Genomic DNA, 18,769 nt, shown 5'->3' with positions numbered 1-18,769 from the left:
TGGCGGCTGAACCGCCGAAGGACACTACTGCTCCGGATACGTCGGCGACTGTGACCGGAACGAAGGACAGTGCCGGGAATTACGTCTCCAGTGCCACCGTCACCGTGTCCGCTTCGGACGCCGAGTCGGGCGTCGGCACTATCGAGTACTCGCTCGACGGTGGGGCGTACCGGAGCTACACCGCACCCGTGAACATCGACACCGTCGGCCAGCACACTCTCACCTACCGAGCCACCGACAAGGCCGGCAACACCTCACCGGCGCAGTCGGTGAAGTTCACCGTCGTGGCGGCTCCGCCGCAGGACAGGACGCCGCCGCAGGTGTCGGCCTCCGTCTCCGGTACGAAGAACGACGCCGGTGAGTACGTCGGCAGTGCGACGGTGACGGTGACGGCTTCGGACACGGAGTCGGGTGTGGCGAGGATCGAGTACTCCCTCGACGGTGGTCCCTACCTGCAGTACTCCGCCCCGGTGGTGATCGACAGGGCGGGGAGCCACACCATGCTCTACCGGGCCGGCGACAAGGCAGGCAACACGTCCACGCCGCAGTCGCTGTCCCTCACCGTCGTCGACAGCACGCCGCCGAGCGACTGTCCTGAAGCGGACAACCGCTCAACCGTGTTCACCGGCACGATCAACACCGGTGTCCCGAACCGCGTCACGACCAACGGCTGCACGATCAACGAGCTGATCCAGGATCACCGGACCTGGAAGAACCACGGCGCGTTCGTCTCGCACGTCGAGGAGATCGTCACGACGCTGCGGAAGGAGGGAGTCCTCGACCAGAGGGAGGCCGCCGCGATCAAGAAGGCTGCCGGTCAGTCCGACGTCGGCAGGCCGAGCCGCGACTCCGCCGGTCGCTGAGTCACGGCCGGGGGCGGTGACGCCCCCTGAGCCACGTGGCTCGTACAGCGCACACCAGGGCGGCCCGATGGGGCGGAGGCCGACTGGCTCCACCCCATCGGGCCGGCCGCCTCCGCAACAGCGGAGGCGGCAACGACGCCGTGCTGCCTCGAAGCGGCTTTGTCCATCAGTAGATGAAAGTACTGTTAATCGATGCACAAGTTTCTTTTACCTTCGACGGCGCGATGCTACGGTCCTGGTGGGAGGCGTGCCCCCAAGTGCCGGGCGTGCGAACGACACTGACCACGACGGGGGCGGCGTGAGGAGTACGACGGCTCGACCTGCCAATGTCCATCAGGCCAGGCTGCTCCGCCTCCTGCGCGACCTCGGTCCGCAGTCCCGGGTCGCCCTGGGGGGCCAGGTCGAGCTGTCGCGCTCCAAGCTCGCGTTCGAGGTCGACCGGCTGCTGGAAACCGGCCTGGTCGTGCCGGACGGCCTCGCCGCCTCCCGCGGCGGACGCCGCTCGCACACCGTCCGGATCGCCCCGTCGCTGCGGTTCCTCGGCGTGGACATCGGAGCCACCTCCGTGGACGTCGCGGTCACCAACGCCGAGCTGGACGTCCTTGGCCATCTCGCCGAGCCGTTGGACGTGCGCGAGGGTCCGGTCGCGGTCTTCGAGCGGGTGCTGGCGTTGGTCGGCAAGCTGCGCGAGACGGTGCCGGCGGAACACTTCGACGGCGCCGGGATCGGCGTGCCAGGACCCGTCCGGTTCCCCGAAGGCGTCCCCGTCGCGCCGCCGATCATGCCCGGGTGGAACGGCTTCCCCGTCCGCGAGGCCATGAGTCAGGAGCTCGGCTGCCCCGTCCTCGTCGACAACGACGTGAACCTGATGGCCCTGGGCGAGCAGCAAGCCGGCGTCGCCCGGTCCGTACGAGACTTCTTGTGCCTGAAGCTCGGGACCGGCATCGGTTGCGGCATCGTCGTCGGGGGCGAGGTCCACCGCGGCGTCACGGGCAGTGCCGGCGACATCGGCCACATCCAGGTGGACCCGGAGGGGCCACGGTGCTCCTGCGGCAACGACGGTTGCCTGGAGGCGTACTTCGGCGGCAACGCCCTGGTACGCGACGCGACCGCCTTCGCCCAGTCCGGCCGCTCGGCGGAACTGGCCGGACGTCTCGAATCGGCGGGGAGGCTGACCGCCGAGGACGTGTCGGCCGCAGCGGCCGCCGGAGACGCCGCGGCCCTGGACCTGATCCGCTGCGGAGGGCAACGTACCGGTCAGGTCATCGCCGGCCTGGTCAGCTTCTTCAACCCCGGCCTGGTGGTCGTCGGAGGAGGGCTCACCGGACTGGGCCACAATCTTCTGGCGAGCATCCGCACCCAGGTCTACCGCCAGTCGCTGCCGTTGGCGACCGGCAACCTGCCGATCGTGCTCGGCGAACTCGGGCAGGTCGCCGGCGTCGTCGGTGCCGCCCGGTTGATCAGCGACCACGTCTTCTCACCGGCCTGACGTTTCGCGCCGCGGCCGGAGTTCGTGGTGAGGCCCGCCCCGCGGCGAGCCAAGGTACCGACAGCGCGTCGTGCGGGGCATACCGGTCGCTCGCGCAGCGGTCCAGTCCAGCTCCCGCGAGAACCGAGCTCGTCAAGGACCAGACGGTGCAGCCTGGCCCACACCTCCGTCCTCAAGACGGCGGTCGGCCTCGGCGTGGTGACCGGGAAGTTCCGGGCGCGATGGGGGTCGTGGCGACGTCGGGCTGCGCTTGGCAGCAGCTGCAGTCCCGCTTCGTTCGGCCCGTCGGGAGCGACGACTCACCGGTGCTTCAGCGCGTGGTCGATGGGACGGTGCCGGCGGATCGGCTGTTCAGTCTGGTCACGGGGCCTCGAAATTGGTCACGGCCAGCGCCTTGTCCACACGGGCGGCGGCCAAGTCGTCGTGACGGATCACGAAACTCGTGCAGTACTCCTCGTATACCCGGGCTTCACTGACGAGCGATATCCATTCGCTCGTCAGTCGGTGCTTCTCCTTCTCCACGTGGGAATACCATTTCGCTGTCGGGATGGCTGAGATCTCGCCTGCCTTCTCGCGTCCCGCGAGGGTCTGCTCCGCAATGCTGTTGATCACCTCGTCGTCGGCGTACCCGCCGATGGCAACGCCGGCACCAGACGGCCAGAGGTCGTGGGCCAGAGCACGGAGCTCGTCCAGGTGCGGCAGGTCACGCTCCATGTACCGGGCCAACTGCTGCTGGAAGGGCGACATGTCCTCCCAGTCGAGATCCTCCCAGAACTCGTGCCAGTCCTCGTCCTCGTCGCCCTCCTGGAGCCAAAGGGGCAGTTCGGCTCCGAGCTCTGCGCTGACGTCGAGCTGCTCGCGGACACGCATGGAACTGGGGGCTTCCGCGACCGCGGTTTCGGTGCCGTCCGGTACATACACGACTCGCGCGTACCTCCCGGAACTGTCCGCACAGTCCAACTCCTGGTTCACGAAGAAGAGCAGCGTCCCGTCCGCCGGCAGGGCGAAGCCGTCGACTCTCGGCAGAGCCCCGCAATCGACGGAAAGGAGCAACGGTAACGGAACGTCCCCGGCGGACGGCCACGTCATGCCCACCGGCAGTCGGGGCAACCCACCGAACTGCCCGACCGGAGAACCACCGCCCACGGACAATCCGATCGACAAACGAAGGTGCTGGCTGAATCTGCTGATCTCGTCGCTCGAGACGCCCAACGCAACCGCTGCCCGACGAAACTCTCCCTGATGATCCATGCCCGAGAAGATAAACCCTTTCCAACCCGGCCCTGCCGTCGGGGTGTTGGTGGGCACGGGCTGTACCTGGTGGAGCGAGCGGTCGGTCACCTTGGACCGTCCCAGCGGATCCGCCTCCAAGAAGCCTCGCAGCTCCGAGGGAGGTTGCGCATGTCCTCTCCGGGAGCGTGATCAGTCCTGACTTCGAAGTGTCACCGGATCGCCGCGAAGGTGACGCGCCCGCCGAAGCAGAAGGCCCGCCCGCTCGCGCAGCGGACTGCTGCTCACCCCACGCCGCGGCGGTAGGCGGCCCGTACTGGTCGCGGAGCAGCTCCACCTGGGCGTGCGCCTGGTCGGCCGCGCGCTGCATCCCCACGATTTCTTCCAAGGCGTGGACCGCGTCTTCCGGTCGTACGACGACGACAGGACGATGCTCCCGCCTCGGCCCACAGAGGCGGGAGCATCGGTCCGTGAGGGCTACGGCCGCCAGTCCTCGCTGTAGCCGGGCCGGTCCGCGTAGACGGCCGCCTTCCGCCTGACCCACCCCTCCATGACCACCAGCATCGCCGGCAGATAGTCGGCCTCGCGGCGCAGCGCCCTTGCCCGAGACTCCGGATCGCCTGGACCTTCCCAGCTCCCCGTGTGCTCGTGGCGTTCGAAATCGGCAGCCAGCTCAGCCTGAGCCTCCGCATGCCGAGCCTGGGCCCGCAGGAGCCGTTCGTACTGGCGTAGCATCTCGCGGTCATTCTGGATCTCGCACAGCACCCGGCGCGGAGAGTGCTCCGCTACGTGCTCGCCCACTCCGGTCGTCACGTCGTAGATGACGTCCGCGCCGCGTGTCGTCACGACCTTGCCGCCGAGCTCGTCCTCTGGCTCATACTTCCAGGTCAGGTCTACCTCGCCGAGTGAGTCGTCCACCGCGTAGGCGATCTGCTCATCCCTGTCGAGCTGGTCACGCAGCCACACCACCAACTCATCCATCGCCACGCTCCCGAGTCGCACACTCATCCAGCTTGAGACCGACGGCCTTCAAGGCCGCAGTCCCCAGGTCGATCGCCCCATGGGTCTTGAGCCCGGCCCCGCGCAGCCCCTTTCCGAGAGGCCCGTGCCCTGCTGGACGAGCACACCGCGGTGCGCGGGCCCGGAACGGGCTGAGATCTGCACGAGTACCGCCACTCCGCCCTGCCCCGCCTCGGCGAGCAGGGCGCCTCGCTGCTGATGCTCACTGGCGACGTCCCGGAACAAGAAACCGGACGACGCTCACTGCGTGCCGATATCGTAAGTGGTGCCGTCGGCGACGGCCTGGAGTTTGTCCGGGTTGGCCACGTTATGGATGGCAATGATACGGCCGTCGGCGTCGAAGTCGAAGGTGACGGTGGCGACCACACCTCCCGGCCCGCTGAACACCATGCCCGCCCCACCGTTTATCTCAACGAGTTCGGCTTTCATGTCGGCGGGCTCGACGCCCTGGTAGGTAACGGTTCCGATCGCCGCGAACCAGGCGGCAACCGTGGCCGCGCCCACAACCGGGCGCAGGGCCTGACGGACCTTGCCGCCGCCGTCGGTCCACAGGGTGACGTCCGGGGAGAGCAGCTCCATCAGGGCGTTGACGTCCCCGCCGGTCGCGGCGGCGAAGAAACGCTCGGTGGCCTCGCGCTGCCGCGCCCGGTCTGTGGCGAAACGCGGCCGCCGGGCCCGTACGTGCTCGCGGGCTCGGTGCGCGGCCTGCCGCACCGCGGCTTCCGAACGCTCCACCGCCTCGGCGATCTCGGCGTGGCTGAAGGCGAAGACCTCCTTCAGCACGAACACCGCGCGCTCCAGCGGGCTCAGCGTCTCCAGCACCACCAGCATGGCCATCGACACCGACTCGGCCTCCGACACGGCCTCGGAGGCGTCCCCGCCGGTGAGGATGGGCTCCGGCAGCCACGGCCCCACGTAGGTCTCCCGCTTGTGCCGGGTCGAGCGCAGCCGTTCCAGCGCAAGGTTCGACACGATCCGCGTCAGGTACGCCTTGGGGTCGGCCACCTGCGAGCGGTCCGCGACGGACCACTTGATCCAGGCGTCCTGAACCACGTCCTCGGCGTCGGCCGCGGTGCCGAGGAGGCGGTAGGCCACGGAGAACAGCAGCCGCCGGTGCTCGTGGAAGACCTGATGGTCGGGGTGGGCGGTCGCGTTGGTCACCGGGCCTCCCGGACCCGAGTGAAGCGGCCCCCGCGGGGCCAGAACGCGCCTGAGGCGGGCATCTTCTTCATACGGCCGTAGGTCGGCCAAGGTGAGGCAGTCACCGTCTCCTTGTACCGGACGGCCATGCGTCCGGTCAGGCAGATCCGGCGCGGGCTGTCGTCGGGTCGGGTGAACTGCACCACTGCGTCGCCGCGCCCCAGGCTTACCGGCGTGTGGTAGTAGCCGAAGCGGAACGGCTTGGGCTGCTTGCCCTTGAGCACTCGGTCGATCGACAGTGCGGCGTGCACTCCGGTCGGCATGCCACCCTGGCAGGTGCCGTGCATGACGCCGTAGCCCTGGCGGATTGCGGCCGCGTCGCCGATCGCGTACACGTCGGGGTGGGACACCGACCGCAGCGCGGCGTCGGTGACGATGCGTCCGCGGTTGTCGACGGCCAGCCCGGCGGCGGCCGCCAGCGGCGACACGCGCGTGCCGCTCGTCCACAGGACCGCATCGGCGGCGATGCTCTCCCCGCCTGCCAGTTCGACCGTGTCGGGCAGCACCTTGGCCACCTCGACCCCGGCGCGCACGCGGACGCCCAGCCGGTCGAGCGCGGCCTGCACGTACGCCTTGGCCTTGGGGTTCATGGTCGCACCGGGCTCGGCCCGGCCCAGCAGCACGACGTTCAGCTCCGGGTGCCGCTCGGCGATCTCCGCGGCCGACTCGATGCCGGTCAGCCCGCTGCCGGCGACCACCACGGTGCCGATGCCGAGCCGCCCCAGCCGGTCGGCCAGCAGCTCGGCGTCCTGCGCACTGCTCAGTGTGTACGCGTGGTCCTCGGCTCCCGGCACCGCGGACGTGTCGGCCACCCCGCCCAGCCCGTACACCAGCGTGTCGTAGTGCAGGACCCGGTCGTCGTCGATCCGCACGGTCCTGGCGTCCGCGTCCACCGCGGTGACCCAGCCGCGCACGAACCGGGCGCGCGTGCCCTCCAGCATCTCCGGGATGCTCAGCTCGGCGAGTTGCCGGCCGGTCGCCGTCATGTGCAGCCGCATGCGCTCGGTGAACCGTTCCTGCGCGTTCACCACGGTCACCTGTACGCCCTCGTGCCGGTAGCCCCGGGCCGCGAGCTGGACGGCCGCGGCCATGCCTGCGTATCCCGCCCCCAGAATCACCACGCGGTGCGTGGTCGCCGTGCTGCTCTCCTGCCGTGCGCTCATCGTTCGTCCTCCTCGGCTCGCTCACTGACGCCCACCAGATGGGAGCGGATGGCCTGGACGTGACATGGGCCGGGTGTGATGCGCGACACAGTCGGAAATCCTGGGCCGTCGGAAGGCGCTCGAAGGGGTCCGCGCAGCCGTCACGACTCGGCGGCCGCCGCGGGACAGCATCCGGATCACGTCGTGGACGCGGACGGCGCCGGTGTGGAGGGAGCTGATGCCTCGCACGATGTCCTCCCAGTGCCGTTCGATCAGGTGCGGACGTGCCCGGCCTCTTGTGTGGAACCGGTCGAATCAGGCTTCCGGCCCGGGTGGCCCCGCCGGAAATCAGGTGCGTGCGCATCGCCGGGCGTGTCAGGCTCCGCCGGTGGACCGTGAACAGATCTCCCGGCATGCTCATGCAGATCATCCGATCGCAGCCCCGCTCGACGACGACTCGGTGCGTCGACTGCTGGAACGTGGTCTGTCACGCAGTGGTGAGCGCGTACTCGACCTCGGCTGCGGCGGCGGAGAGTGGCTCCTTCGGGCCCTGACCATGGATCCGCAGCTGCGCGCCGAGGGCGTCGACATCTCCGAGGGCTCCCTGGCGCACGCGCGTCAGGACGCGCGGCGGCTCGGCGTGGAGGACCGCCTGGTCCTCCACCATCAGGACGCTGCCCGTTTCGTCGCCTCCCACGCCTTCGACCTGGTCCTCTGCGTGGGAGCCACGCACGCCTTCGGCGGCCTGCTCCCCACTCTCGCGGCGTCGCGTGAGCACCTGGCGCCTGGGGGGCGCGTTCTGGTCGGTGACGGATTCTGGGACCGCGACCCCTCTCCCGAGGCTGCCGAGCTGCTCGGGGAGCTCACCGACCTGCCGACCACGCTGGACCGGGTCGTCGCCGACGGGTGGACGCCCGTCCAGGGGCATATCAGCACCCGCCGGGAGCTCGACGCCTACGAGTGGGCCTGGACCGGGTCGCTGGCCTCCTGGGCCCTGGACCATCCCACCGATCCGGACAGCGTCCAGGCACTCGAGGCAGCCACCACCCACCGCGACCAGTGGCTGCGCAACTACCGGGACGTGCTGGGCTTCGTCTGCCTCGTCCTGCGACCGACGAGGGACTGACCTCGATGACGGACTTGCCGCAGCGGTCCTGGCCCGTGAAGCGGGGCCGGTCCTCGTGCGGCGCGGACAGTCGATCAGACCTCCGGGTTGTACGGCAAAGAGCGCATTGACTGGGCACCTGCAGGACGTTTGCATGAACATGGTCCCTGGCCGCAGGCCGGGGGAGACATGCCGGCCGGGGGGAAAGAATGCGTCATGGGTGGAGAGCGGCTGCCGCTGCGGCAGCGGTGTGCGCAACCGTGCAGACGACGCCCGCAGGGGCGTTGGAACTCAAGCCGGGTACGGACTACGCGAACGTCACGTCCGACGATGTGATGGGCAACGGACAAAGCCAGTACGCAGCGATCAGTGCCAACGGCCGCTACGTGGCCTTCTGGTCGCGCGCCTCGAACCTGGCGCCGGGTGACACCGACGACGTCAGCGACGTCTATGTGAAGGACCTGCGGACCGGGAAGGTGCACTGGGCCAGTGACCTCGCCGACGGCATGGACAAGGGCGCGCCGTACACCGCCCCGTCCATCAGCGCCGACGGCATGCGGGTGGCCTTCCCGACGCTGGACAGGGCCGGCGCCCATGTGTACGACGTGCGCACGGGCCGTACCGAACTGGTCAGTGACGGCACTTATGCCGGGTTCAGCAGTGCCAACGCCCCGGCCATCAGCGGCAACGGCAGGTATGTGACCTTCACGGCCCGGCCGACGCAGGACACGGGAGCACTCCCTGCCATCCGTTTGCGCGACCTCGCGCGGGGCACCGGCGAGTGGATCGACGATCCCTCGGCCGGCGCTGAGCAGCGGGTCGCGGCGCCGTCTCTGAGTCACGACGGCAGGCATATCGCCTACCTGGCCTCGGACCCCGGGACGGGCGCCCCCGAGGACAGCAAGACGCACGTCTACGCCCTCGACCGGCGCACGGACAAGAGGGTACGGATCGACCCGGGGTGCGAGGACGATCCGGCCGAGTACGGGGTCGGTGACCCGGTGATGGGCCGGGACGGCCGCCACGTCGTGTTCCGCTTCAAGTGCCGCACCTTGCAGCCCAGAGGCACCAACGACACCGGTGACGTCTTCCTCAAGGACCTCAGGAGCGGAGCGCTGCGTCATGTCCTGGGCCCCAAGCCGCAGTTCGCCACGCATACCGGCCGCCTCAGCGCGGACGGCCGCCACATCGTCTTCGTGGCGGCCGAGGAGAGGGAGCCGCGCGGTCCGCTCCAGGTGATCTACCTGCTGGACCTGCGCACCGGCCGCACGGACATGGTCACCGCCCGGCCCGACGGCACCGTCAACCAGAGGCCGGCGTCCGACCCGACCGTGGACGCGCACGGCCGCACGGTGGCGTACGACGCGGTACCGCGCGACCTGCTGGGGGAGTCGTCCACCGCCGGCGACCGACAGGTCTTCGTCACGCGTCTGCGCTGACGGTCGCCCTCGGCGCCCCGCGGCGACGGGACGTCTTCGCTGGGGACGTACCCTCGCCGAGCGAGGTACTCCGCTGTGTGCCAGGGGTGCGGTGCCGAGGCGGAGCGGTGCGGTGTTCAGGCGCCGGTGGGCGAGGCGCTGAGGTGTGACAGGCGGTCTGTCTCACGACATCGAGTGGAATGGCGCTTCGGCGGTCGTGAGTTGCTGTTCGACGGCTCCCCGGGCCGCTCAGGGGCCGGCCCGGTTCCGGCGCATGCGTTCTCGGCGTTCTCTCAGGCCTAGACCGAGAGGTGTCGCCGCCTCAGATGGTCGGGGTGTCGTCAACAATCGGCTTGTGAATCTCAATGACCGGCTTCCACCCCGCGGAGAATTCGATGAAGTCCGCACGGGTGGGGTAGGTGTCGATCGCGCGACGGTCACGCTTGGGGCTGTCGCTCCCCTTGCGCCCCCTGGGAATCTGCTCCTCGAAGATGTCGACCTTCACGTCGGGAACCTCCTTGAGGCCCTGGCGCCAGATCTGCACGATGTCGGCGCCGAACGCCTGTCGGACCGCAGCGTAAAGGGCCGTGAGGGACCCCTTGTCCCCACCGGGGACGAAAAGCGCCAGGTCCATCACGACACCGGCGGACTGGAGGACCTCGATGGTCACCGAGCCGTTCTCGTCGGCCAAGTAGATTCCGGCTTCGTTCTCGTCGTCGGGAAGGCAGGTGACCTCTTCCTGGAATACGGTTCTCGCCGTGATCGAGCCGCCCTCGAATTCCTCACCGGACTTGGTCAGAAAAGCAGGGACATAGCAGTCGGGAAGCTTGAGTTCTGCCGTGTCGGCGGAAACGAGGATCCTGTCCTTCACACCGAGCTTCGTCACCTCTTCCAGCGAGAGGCGGCGAGCGGCGATCTTCTCCGTGTTCACGATTTCCCTTTCAGGTTGCACTGTCCCTCCGAACGAGGACGCTACCACGAAACGCTGAGGTCAACTGCCCAGCAATCCTTGGCTAATTGGCCCCAGGCGACCTGCGCGGGAGGATGGTGAAGCGAGTGCCGCTCGGTCGGGAACACGCATCCGCCAGGCAGTGTCCCTCATCGTGGCGTTGGTGATCAACTGGCGATTGCGTTTCGGTGCGTTGGGTAGCACGGGGGAGTCAAAAGAGAGCTTACGGCAGATATCACCCATATCGCCTCGGAGGGGGTGGCGGCAAGTAAGGAGATCCGTTCGTCGTGCATCTCGAAGAGCGCAGCGGAAACAAACCGCACAAGGGCGGAGACCCCACCCGGCAACATCTGCGCGGACGCGAACCGAAAGTCGCGCGCACTGTCCCGGGCGGCAGCGACGGCCACCTGCAGGCGGCCCGACGGCGGTGATGGTGGAGGACGCCTCCCGGACGAGACGGCGCGGATCAGTGGTTGAACGCCAGGAGCTTGGCGATGCCGTTGCGCTGGATCTCGGAGGTGCCGGTGAGGACGCGGAACATGCGGATCTTGCGGAAGAGGTACTCGATCTCGTTGCCCTGCGTGAGTCCCTCCTTGCCGTGGATCTGAACAGCTTCGTCGAGGATGCGGAAGGCGGACTCGGCGACGAACAGCTTGCACATGAGGGCCTCCGCGTGGACCTCGCGGCTCTCGTCCAGCGCCGCCAGCGCGGTGTACGTCATGGAGCGCGCGGCGTAAAAGTCGGTGGCCATGTCGGCGACCTTGTGCTGGATGGCCTGCATCATCAGCAGGGGCTGTCCGCCGGCGACCTTCCGGGTGCGGGTCCGGTCCAGGGTCAGGGCGATGGCGCGGCGGGTGGCGCCGAGGACGGTGGGGCAGTGCAGCAGCCGGTTGGTGGTCACGCGGCCGAGCGCGATGCGCAAGCCCTCGCCCTCCTCGCCGAGGAGGTTGGCGGCGGGGACGTAGCAGTCGTGCAGGATGATGTCGCTCTCGATGTGCTCGCCGGACATCGGGGTCGCTCCGTCCTCGACGCGGCAGCCGGGGCTGTCGAGGTCGACCAGGAAGGCGGAGAACAGCGGCTTGTCGCCTTCCGCTTCCCCCGTGCCGGCCATGCGGGCGACGACGATCGCGAAGTCGGCGAAGGGGCCGGCCGAGGAGAACACCTTGTGCCCGGTGAGCCGGTAGCCGTTCCCGTCCGGCACGGCGACGGTTCGCATGGAGCGGACATCGGAGCCGGCGTCGGTCTCGGTGAGGGAGAAGCAGCAGGCCCGCTCGCCGCGGATCAGCGGCAGCAGGTACGTGTCCAGCTGCTGGGGGGTGGCGTGCTTGAGGATGTCGCCGGCGCGCAGCGGTCCGCCCATGTCGCCCAGGACGCAGTGGGCCAGGACGCGCCCGCTGGCACCGATCTCTTCCTTCAGGGCGGCGAGTTGGGTGTAGGTGAGGTCATGGCCGCCGTACTCCTCGGGCAGGTGGATCCCGTAGAAGCCGAGTTCGCGGCTGCGGTGCCAGACCGGTTCGAGGTCGGCGCGCCTGAGGCGGGTGGCCGGGGTGATACCGCGCTCGCGTTCGTAGTCGGCGAGTTCGCCGTCGAGGTAGTCGCGCAGGCGCTCGACCAGTTCGGCGGTGCGCGGGTCGTCGTACGTGGGATGCAGAGAGAAGGTCATCAGGTGCTCCGGAGCAGGTGGGTCAGTTGACGCGGCGGTCGGTGTTCGCCCAGTACGGTTCGCGGACGGCCTTGCGGTCGAGCTTGCCGTTGCGGTTGTGGGGGAGCTCGGTCACGAAGTCGACGGAGCGTGGTTTCTTGAAGCGGTCGAGCCGGTCCGCGCAGAAGGCGATCAGATCGTCCGCAGTGACGGCGGCCCCGGAATGCGGGACGACGACGGCCTTGACGGCCTCGCCCCACTGCTCGTCGGGCACGCCGACGACACACGCCTCCTGGACGGCCGGATGCTCGTACAGGGCGGCCTCGACCTCGGTGCAGTAGATGTTGAAGCCGCCCGAGATGATCATGTCCTTCTTGCGGTCGACGAGGAACAGGTAGCCGTCCTCCCGCATCCACGCCAGGTCACCGGTGTACACCCAGCCGTCGCGGAAGGACTCGGCCGACAGCTCCGGCTCCTTCCAGTACTCCCGTACGCAGTCGGGGCCGCGCACGATGACCTCGCCGATCTCGCGCGGGGGGAGTTCGCGGCCCGCCTCGTCGACGACGCGTATCTCGGTGTCGTACGTGGCCCGCCCGCACGACTGGAGCAGTTCGGCGTCGTCGTTCACCGCGTGGGCAATCTCCTCACCGCTCAGGCCCGCGACCACGCTGGTGGTCTCGCCGAGGCCGTAGCCCTGGGCGACAACGGGTCCGAAGAAGGTGACGGCGTCGCGCAGGCGCTGCGGCGAGATGGGCGCGCCGCCGATCCGCACACTCGTCAGGGAGGAGAGGTCGTACCGTTCGGCCTCCGGGTGGGCGAGCACCATGTTCAGCATGGCCGGCACCAGGAAGGTGGTGGTGATGCGTTCCTTCTCCACGGTCTCCAGGAAGCTCTGCGGGCTCCACGTGGGCAGGACGTACGTGGTCGAGCCGCCGAACACGCCGGCCAGCAGGCCCATTCCGGCGGCGTGGGTGATGGGGCCGCAGGCCAGATAGCGGGTCCCGGGGCGGGGCCGGGACTCGTCGGCCATCAGCAGCTTGCGCATGTTCGCGAGCCGGTTGCCCACCGTCTGGACCGCGGCCTTCAGGGCTCCGGTGGATCCGGAGGTGAAGTTCAGGACGCACGGCTCGGACTCGTCGACCTCGACGAGGAACGGTCCCTCGGCGCCCTCGGCGAGCAGCGCGTCGTAGGACACCTCGCCCGGACCGGACTCGTGCGGGGTGTTGAGCGGGACGGGAAGGCAGTCGGTGCCCGCGGCGGCGATGGAGGCGAGCGCGTCCTCGCGGTGCGCCGCGTCGAAGACCAGGGCCCGTACGGGGGCGTAGCGCAGGACGTGCTCGATCTCGCCGCGCCCGAGGCGGGCGTTGATCGGGGCGCGCGTCAGGCCGGCCTTGTACAGGGCGAATTCGACCTCCACGAGCTCGCCGCGATTCCACGCGAGCGACGCCACGGCGTCACCGGGCCGCAGGCCCCGAGCGAACAGCGCTGAGGCAAGGCGGTCGGTTGCGCGGTCGAGTTGCGAGAAGGTCCATGACCGTTCGCCGCACACGAGGGCGGGGGCCTGGGGCCAGTAGCGGGCGCTGCGCGACAGGTAGATGCCGAGGTTCATCAAGTGACCTGCTTCCGAGCGGAAGGGGGAAAGAGCGCTGGGGCAGCATGGCGGCTGGCCCAGCAGAGGAGTGAACTTTCTGCTCAATTAAAGACAGCTTGTTCAGTAACGTGTGACGTGTCAAGGGTCTCTGGACTGGGCCCGCACGCGGAGCGGCGATCGAGGAGGCGTCCGATGGCCGAGGGCAGACGGACGAGACGGTCACGCCGTGCCCTGGGGGCCGCCCTGGTCGAGCTGGTGCTTGAGTGCGGTTTCACCGCGCTGACCGTGGAGGACATCACCGGGCGGGCGGACGTGGCGCGCGCCACCTTCAGGGGTCCCCGTCTCTGCCTGCCGAGGAGGTCGTACGCATGCTTCTCGACCTGGCGCTGCACGGGCGGTGCTGGGCCAGCGGCTTCGAGCCGGTGGTCTGAGCCGGACGGCGGGCGGCGTGCAGCGGCCCGCCGGGCGGCCGTGCCGACCTCATCGTCCGGGGTCCGCCGCGGGGGTCGGAGGCAGTCGCCGTGCGTCACGCTCCGGCCGGATGGCGACCAGCGCTGCGAGCCCGCATGCCGCCATGACGACGGCGGACAGGAGGAACGACCGGGTGTACCCGTCGCTCTGCGAAGAAGCGGAGTCCAATAGATGCCCGGTCAGGTACGGGGCGATCAGCCCGGGCAGGGTGCCTGTCGCCGCCACGATGCCGAAGACCGCCCCGCGCTGGAGCGGAGGCACCACGGCGGAGGCCGTCATGTAGTGCAGGGGGAACGTGATGGCGTGCCCGCCGAAGGCGAGGGCGAGCAGCGTCAGCCGGATCCCGCCCTCCGTGAACGGGAAGGCGGCCATGGCCAGCGCCGCGACAGTGACGGCGATGCCCTGCGGGGCGCCGCTCGACCACCGGCGTGAGAGGCCGCGCCGGTGCAGGAGATCGAGGAGCGGGGGAACCGAGAGCAGCAGGACGAGGCTGAACGCGGAGACGACGCTGATGAGCGTGGCCGCCGTACCGGGCGTCATGCCGAGTTGCGTACGCAGGTAGACGGGCAGCCAGGCGTGACTCAACGCCATCGCCCAAGAGGCGCCGAACGCGCCGGCGATGCTCCCGAGCACCGTGCCGTTCAGCAGCAGGCGCCGGTACGGGAGCCGCTGTCCGGCGGAAGAGCCGGCGGTGCCGGCGGGCGGGTGGGCGCCCCGGGCGCGCTCCCCGCCGTACGGGCCGTCGTGCCCCGTCCGCCACCACGCCAGGCTCCAGGCAAGGCTGGCCACCGCGAGTGCCGCGAACGCGGAGCGCCAGCCGAAGCCGGTGATCAGCCATGTCAGGACCGGTGCCGCGATCAGCATGCCCAGGGCGGCACCGCTGATCTGCAGGGCGGACGGCAGGCCGCGCCGGTCCTCGGGGAACCACTTGTACAGGGCGTGCATCGACATCGACGCCGCCGGTCCTTCGGCGGCCCCGAGCAGCATCCGCCCCGCGATCAGGGCCGGAACCGATGCCACGAACAGCACCGGCAGCTGGGCCACCGCCCACAGGGTGGCCATCGAGAAGAGCAGAACCCTGCTGGAGACCTTCGCGGAGACGAAGCCGACGATCAGCCCGGACAGGCTGAACAGCAGCGCGAATGAACTGGAGATCAACCCGTACGTGCTGTTGCTGATGCCCAGCTCGTCCATGATCGGTACGGCCGCGAGTCCCAGGACGGCCTTGTCCGCGTAGTTGACGAGCATGAAGGTCACGATCAGCGCGGCGATCAGCCAGGCCCGCCGCCGGTCGAACCCCGGATGCGGTGGCACTCCGGCGGTCTCGCGGGGCGGTGCGGGCGGGGACGGTTCGACCATGGGGAACTCCTGCGGCTCGGAGGGGAAGGGCGCGGAGGCGGAGCGAACGGGCCGATCCGGTGGGGCGGTCGACGGTTCACGCGAAAACGCGCATGGCAGGCGGAGGGCGATCGACGTCGAGGTCTGTCGCCTGCTGCTGAACAGGTTGTACGTTAACGCGGTCGATGTTCAATACCTCTGCGGTAATGGAGTGACCTATGACCGACCTGACCCGACTCGGTGATCTCTCGTGGACCCGCGGCTACACGGACCCCGCCTGGATCCGCCGCTTCACCTCCGCGGGCCGCGAACTCACCCCCAGCCGACGCGTGTGGCGCGGCCCCGAGCCCGCCCGGGCCCTGCCCGCCCGGCCCGCAGACCTCGACGCACTCGACATCGAGCTCGGCGGCACCACCGTCAAACTGGAGGATCTCTTCGCCACGGCCCAGACGGACGCGTTCCTCGTGATGCACCGCGGCACCGTCGTCCACGAGACCTACCGGCACGGCACCGAGGCACATACCCCGCACTTCAACGCCTCGGCCGCCAAGTCCTACATTGGCCTGATGACGGCCACCCTGGCGCACCAGGGCCAACTGCACCGATCGGCCCGGGCATCCGCAATCGCTCCCGAACTCGCCGGTACGGCGTTCGGCGACGCCACGATCGAGGACCTGCTGCACATGGGCACCCAGGTCAGCTACGCGGGCCGGCCCTTCGACAAGGCGATCGAGGCCCAGAGGTACTTCGCCGTCATCGCCCCGCAACTGCGGCCCTACGGCTACAACGGCCCCACCACCATCCGCGAACACCTCCTGACCGCCCGCGCCACCGGCCGACCCGGCACCGAGTTCCGCTATGAGAACGGCAACGTCGAGACGCTGGCCGAGGTCCTGCGCAGGGTCACCGGCCTGACCACCTCCGCGCTGCTCAGCGAGATGATCTGGTCGAAGATCGGCGCCGAGGAGGACGCCTACTACATCCTCGACGGCGACGGCGTCGAGGCGGCGTGCGGCGGCTTCAGCGCCACGGCACGCGACGTCGCCCGGCTCGGAGAGATGCTCCGCTGCGGCGGTGCGGTCGGCGACCAGCAGGTCGTACCCGAGGAAGTCGCGACGAAGATCACCAGCGGCGTCCCCGACGGCTATCCCCGGCGCGTGCGCTTCCCGGCCGCACCGCCCGACTCGCCGGCCACGCTCTCGTACCACGACCTGTGGTGGATCCCGAACGACCCGTACGGCTCCTACCTCGCCAGTGGCATCCACGGCCAGCGGCTCTTCGTCTCACCCGGCCTCGACCTCGTCGCCGTCCACTTCGGCTCGCAGGTCATCTCCCCGGACGTGCCGGTCGCCCCGCTCGTCCAGGCGTTCCTACAGGTCGGGACGCACCTCGAATCGCCCCGGTGAACTTCCTGGGAATCAGGCCGCGGTGACGGCGGCCCCGCCGCAGATCTACACCGGACTGCTGGTCTTGCTCGCTGTGCCGGCGGTCATCGGGATGTTCTGGGGCACTCCGCCGATCTCTCGAGAACTGGAGACCCGTACTCACTACCTGGCGTGGAACCAGGGCGTCACCCGCACATGCTGGCTGGCGACCAAGCTCGTCCTCGGTGCGGCGGCCTCCATGACGGCTGGCGGACTGACAGGTCAGCCGGCCAACGTGCCGTCGTCGTTCGCCGACTGCCTGCGCACCGAGTCGAGACCGGCCGCCCTGCAGCAGGTCGACCGCTGCGTTGCAGACCTCGGCGCCCTGGGCTACATGCAGCAGGTGACGTACCAGCCCGCAGGCAACTTCGACGGGCGTCCCCAAGGCTCTGAGACTGCTCACCTGACACCCACCCACACGGCCACACGAACGCCGACCCAAGGACGTGTTCCTTGCGCCTCACCGACCTCAAACGCGCAGTCCGCGGCGCCGGACCGGGCGGGCGGGCTTTCAAGGACACCTCCTGGCCGACGCCACCGTGCACCCCCTGGCGGCAACGACAGCGTGCGAGGCCCGTACATGCCCCGCCCTTGACCGATCCGGGCGCCTTGTCCTCACCAGCTTTCCCCAGACGCGCCGCGCCACCTGATCGAGATCTCCTACGGGCGGGCGACGCTGCCGCGGGCGATCACCCAGTGACGGCGATCAAGCCGGTGCCAGGGCCGCACCTCGAGGCGTGGCCATGCGTAGATCCGCAGGCGGTCACCGGCCGGCCAGTTGGCTCCCTCATCGGCTTCCGGGCCGTCGAGGCAGCGCTCCCACTCGTCCAGATCCGCGGGGGACACGACCAGGCCGACCCGTCCGTTGACGAAGTCGCTCGGAGCGAACTCCGCCGGGTAGTATCGCTCGCCCTCCCTCAGGGGCGCGTTGGATCTCGCCTCGACGGGGACGCTCTGACCCGTCTGCGAACCGGAACAGCTACCGGTCAGCGGTGGCATTCTGCGGAGTAGACGCCTGTCATCGGTGGACTTTCTCGAGGTCGGCAATCGAGCCCGGGCGGAAGGGTATGGCGACGTCGGCCACGTGCTCGCCCGGCTCGGCGGTCGCCCAGTTCGGGTAGTACACCTCTCGATTGGAGGCGCTGACGGCGTATCCGCGCTCGGCGAGCCATACGCCGACGGCGTCATGGGCGGCAGTCATCGCCGAGTAGCCCTCGTGCCGCTTCGTCAAGGCGGTGTACGCCTCGCGGTGCGCGGGCTCGATGCGTACCCCGATCCGGCCGGCCGGTTCGACATCTGCGCTCTGGGTTGGAGCGCAGATCTCGACCGGGCCGTCGGAGTCCTCGCTCACCAGGCCGTGGTAGACGGCGAAGAGCGGTCCGGACAAGCCCGCTCCCGCCTGCCGCAGGTGCGAGAAGAGCAGCTCGCTCGAGTCCACGAGGAAGCCGGGCAGGTCTGCGGCGGTCACGTGGCGCTGGATGAACAGGACTTTCTGCTCTGGCACGTCTCGCTCGGAAACCTCGTACAGGGTCGGGCTTCTTCCGGTCAGAACCTCGCGGGCATAGCTCACCGCGGCCCTGCGAGCCACGTGCACAGACTCCTGCTCTCGCCAGTACGAGCCGAGCAGCCGCACCGGCTCCTCACCGCTCGAATCGAGCACCTCCGCGATCCGCGTCAGCGACATGCCCGTGGCGCGCAGCAGCGCGATACGGCGAGCCCGTTCAACCTGGGCGGGACCGTAGCGGCGAAAGCCGGTCCGCGGATCGACCCGGGCCGGAGGCAGCAGCCCTCGGTCCCCGTAGAGCCGCAGGGCCTTGAGGCTGAGCCTGGTCCTCGTGGCGAGTTCGCCGATGGTGATCAATTCCTCTTGCACGGAACCACTGTGCC

The 18,769-nt window shown here is 69.4% G+C and carries 14 protein-coding genes and 3 pseudogenes; 6 read left to right on the top strand and 11 right to left on the bottom strand.

Annotated features, from left to right (window positions below; all coding sequences use genetic code 11):
* Positions 1 to 50 precede the first annotated feature (50 nt).
* Together ACH499_RS13925 and ACH499_RS13920 are read left to right on the top strand one after the other, a co-directional pair.
* A complete protein-coding gene (locus ACH499_RS13925; RefSeq protein WP_399015675.1) occupies positions 51 to 863 on the top strand; it encodes an OmpL47-type beta-barrel domain-containing protein in 813 nt (270 codons plus the stop codon).
* Positions 864 to 1,161: 298 nt separating this feature from the next.
* Positions 1,162 to 2,352 carry an ROK family protein gene (locus ACH499_RS13920; protein WP_399015673.1) on the top strand — a complete coding sequence of 397 codons (1,191 nt, stop codon included), beginning with the start codon at positions 1,162 to 1,164 and terminating at the stop codon, positions 2,350 to 2,352.
* Positions 2,353 to 2,712: 360 nt separating this feature from the next.
* On the opposite strand, the gene ACH499_RS13915 is transcribed toward ACH499_RS13920, so the two are convergent.
* A complete protein-coding gene (locus ACH499_RS13915) occupies positions 2,713 to 3,660 on the bottom strand; it encodes a DUF1963 domain-containing protein (RefSeq protein ID WP_399015671.1) in 948 nt (315 codons plus the stop codon).
* Between the two features lie 399 nt (positions 3,661 to 4,059).
* Complete coding sequence (locus ACH499_RS13910; RefSeq protein WP_399015669.1) at positions 4,060 to 4,563, bottom strand: DUF6221 family protein; 504 nt, start codon at positions 4,561 to 4,563, stop codon at positions 4,060 to 4,062.
* 111 nt (positions 4,564 to 4,674) lie between these two features.
* Here ACH499_RS13910 and ACH499_RS13905 point away from each other — a divergent pair.
* A pseudogene (locus ACH499_RS13905) lies at positions 4,675 to 4,840 on the top strand (site-specific integrase); the annotation flags it as partial.
* 2 nt (positions 4,841 to 4,842) lie between these two features.
* Here ACH499_RS13905 and ACH499_RS13900 read toward each other — a convergent pair.
* The 3 genes and pseudogenes from ACH499_RS13900 to ACH499_RS13890 form a co-directional block, all read right to left on the bottom strand.
* Positions 4,843 to 5,763 carry an RNA polymerase sigma-70 factor gene (locus tag ACH499_RS13900; RefSeq protein ID WP_399015667.1) on the bottom strand — a complete coding sequence of 307 codons (921 nt, stop codon included), beginning with the start codon at positions 5,761 to 5,763 and terminating at the stop codon, positions 4,843 to 4,845.
* Entirely contained in the window at positions 5,760 to 6,965 is a 1,206-nt protein-coding gene (locus ACH499_RS13895; protein ID WP_399015665.1) for an NAD(P)/FAD-dependent oxidoreductase, read from the bottom strand. The genes ACH499_RS13900 and ACH499_RS13895 overlap by 4 nt, the downstream gene beginning before the upstream one ends.
* Before the next feature lie 21 nt (positions 6,966 to 6,986).
* A pseudogene (locus ACH499_RS13890) lies at positions 6,987 to 7,226 on the bottom strand (Tn3 family transposase); the annotation flags it as partial.
* A 106-nt stretch (positions 7,227 to 7,332) separates the two neighbouring features.
* Between ACH499_RS13890 and ACH499_RS13885 the strand changes: the two are divergent.
* Together ACH499_RS13885 and ACH499_RS13880 are read left to right on the top strand one after the other, a co-directional pair.
* Positions 7,333 to 8,070, top strand: a complete 738-nt coding sequence (locus ACH499_RS13885) for an SAM-dependent methyltransferase (RefSeq protein ID WP_399015663.1) — start codon at positions 7,333 to 7,335, stop codon at positions 8,068 to 8,070.
* A 239-nt stretch (positions 8,071 to 8,309) separates the two neighbouring features.
* A complete protein-coding gene (locus ACH499_RS13880) occupies positions 8,310 to 9,488 on the top strand; it encodes a TolB family protein (protein ID WP_399015661.1) in 1,179 nt (392 codons plus the stop codon).
* Positions 9,489 to 9,789: 301 nt separating this feature from the next.
* Here ACH499_RS13880 and ACH499_RS13875 read toward each other — a convergent pair whose 3' ends face one another.
* The 4 genes from ACH499_RS13875 to ACH499_RS13860 form a co-directional block, all read right to left on the bottom strand.
* The gene (locus ACH499_RS13875; RefSeq protein ID WP_356205180.1) at positions 9,790 to 10,398 is read right to left on the bottom strand and encodes a hypothetical protein; all 609 of its coding nucleotides are present in this window, start codon (positions 10,396 to 10,398) and stop codon (positions 9,790 to 9,792) included.
* Between the two features lie 484 nt (positions 10,399 to 10,882).
* Positions 10,883 to 12,079 (bottom strand): acyl-CoA dehydrogenase family protein, encoded by a 1,197-nt coding sequence (locus tag ACH499_RS13870; RefSeq protein ID WP_399015659.1) that lies wholly within the window; start codon positions 12,077 to 12,079, stop codon positions 10,883 to 10,885.
* A 22-nt stretch (positions 12,080 to 12,101) separates the two neighbouring features.
* Positions 12,102 to 13,667 carry a class I adenylate-forming enzyme family protein gene (locus ACH499_RS13865; protein WP_399015657.1) on the bottom strand — a complete coding sequence of 522 codons (1,566 nt, stop codon included), beginning with the start codon at positions 13,665 to 13,667 and terminating at the stop codon, positions 12,102 to 12,104.
* Positions 13,668 to 14,129: 462 nt separating this feature from the next.
* A complete protein-coding gene (locus ACH499_RS13860) occupies positions 14,130 to 15,479 on the bottom strand; it encodes an MFS transporter (RefSeq protein ID WP_399015655.1) in 1,350 nt (449 codons plus the stop codon).
* 197 nt (positions 15,480 to 15,676) lie between these two features.
* Between ACH499_RS13860 and ACH499_RS13855 the strand changes: the two genes are divergently transcribed.
* Positions 15,677 to 16,864 (top strand): serine hydrolase domain-containing protein, encoded by a 1,188-nt coding sequence (locus ACH499_RS13855; protein WP_399015652.1) that lies wholly within the window; start codon positions 15,677 to 15,679, stop codon positions 16,862 to 16,864.
* A 681-nt stretch (positions 16,865 to 17,545) separates the two neighbouring features.
* Here the strand turns inward: ACH499_RS13855 and ACH499_RS13850 are convergent.
* Together ACH499_RS13850 and ACH499_RS13845 are read right to left on the bottom strand one after the other, a co-directional pair.
* A pseudogene (locus tag ACH499_RS13850) lies at positions 17,546 to 17,881 on the bottom strand (DUF5959 family protein); the annotation flags it as partial.
* Between the two features lie 19 nt (positions 17,882 to 17,900).
* On the bottom strand, positions 17,901 to 18,755 hold the full coding sequence (locus ACH499_RS13845) for a MerR family transcriptional regulator (RefSeq protein ID WP_399015650.1): 855 nt from the start codon (positions 18,753 to 18,755) through the stop codon (positions 17,901 to 17,903).
* Positions 18,756 to 18,769: the final 14 nt, after the last annotated feature.

The organism is Streptomyces sp. NPDC018947 (genome assembly GCF_044390505.1).
In the GTDB taxonomy this organism is placed as follows: Bacteria; Actinomycetota; Actinomycetes; order Streptomycetales; family Streptomycetaceae; genus Streptomyces.
This window is presented reverse-complemented; position numbering and strand designations above follow the sequence as displayed.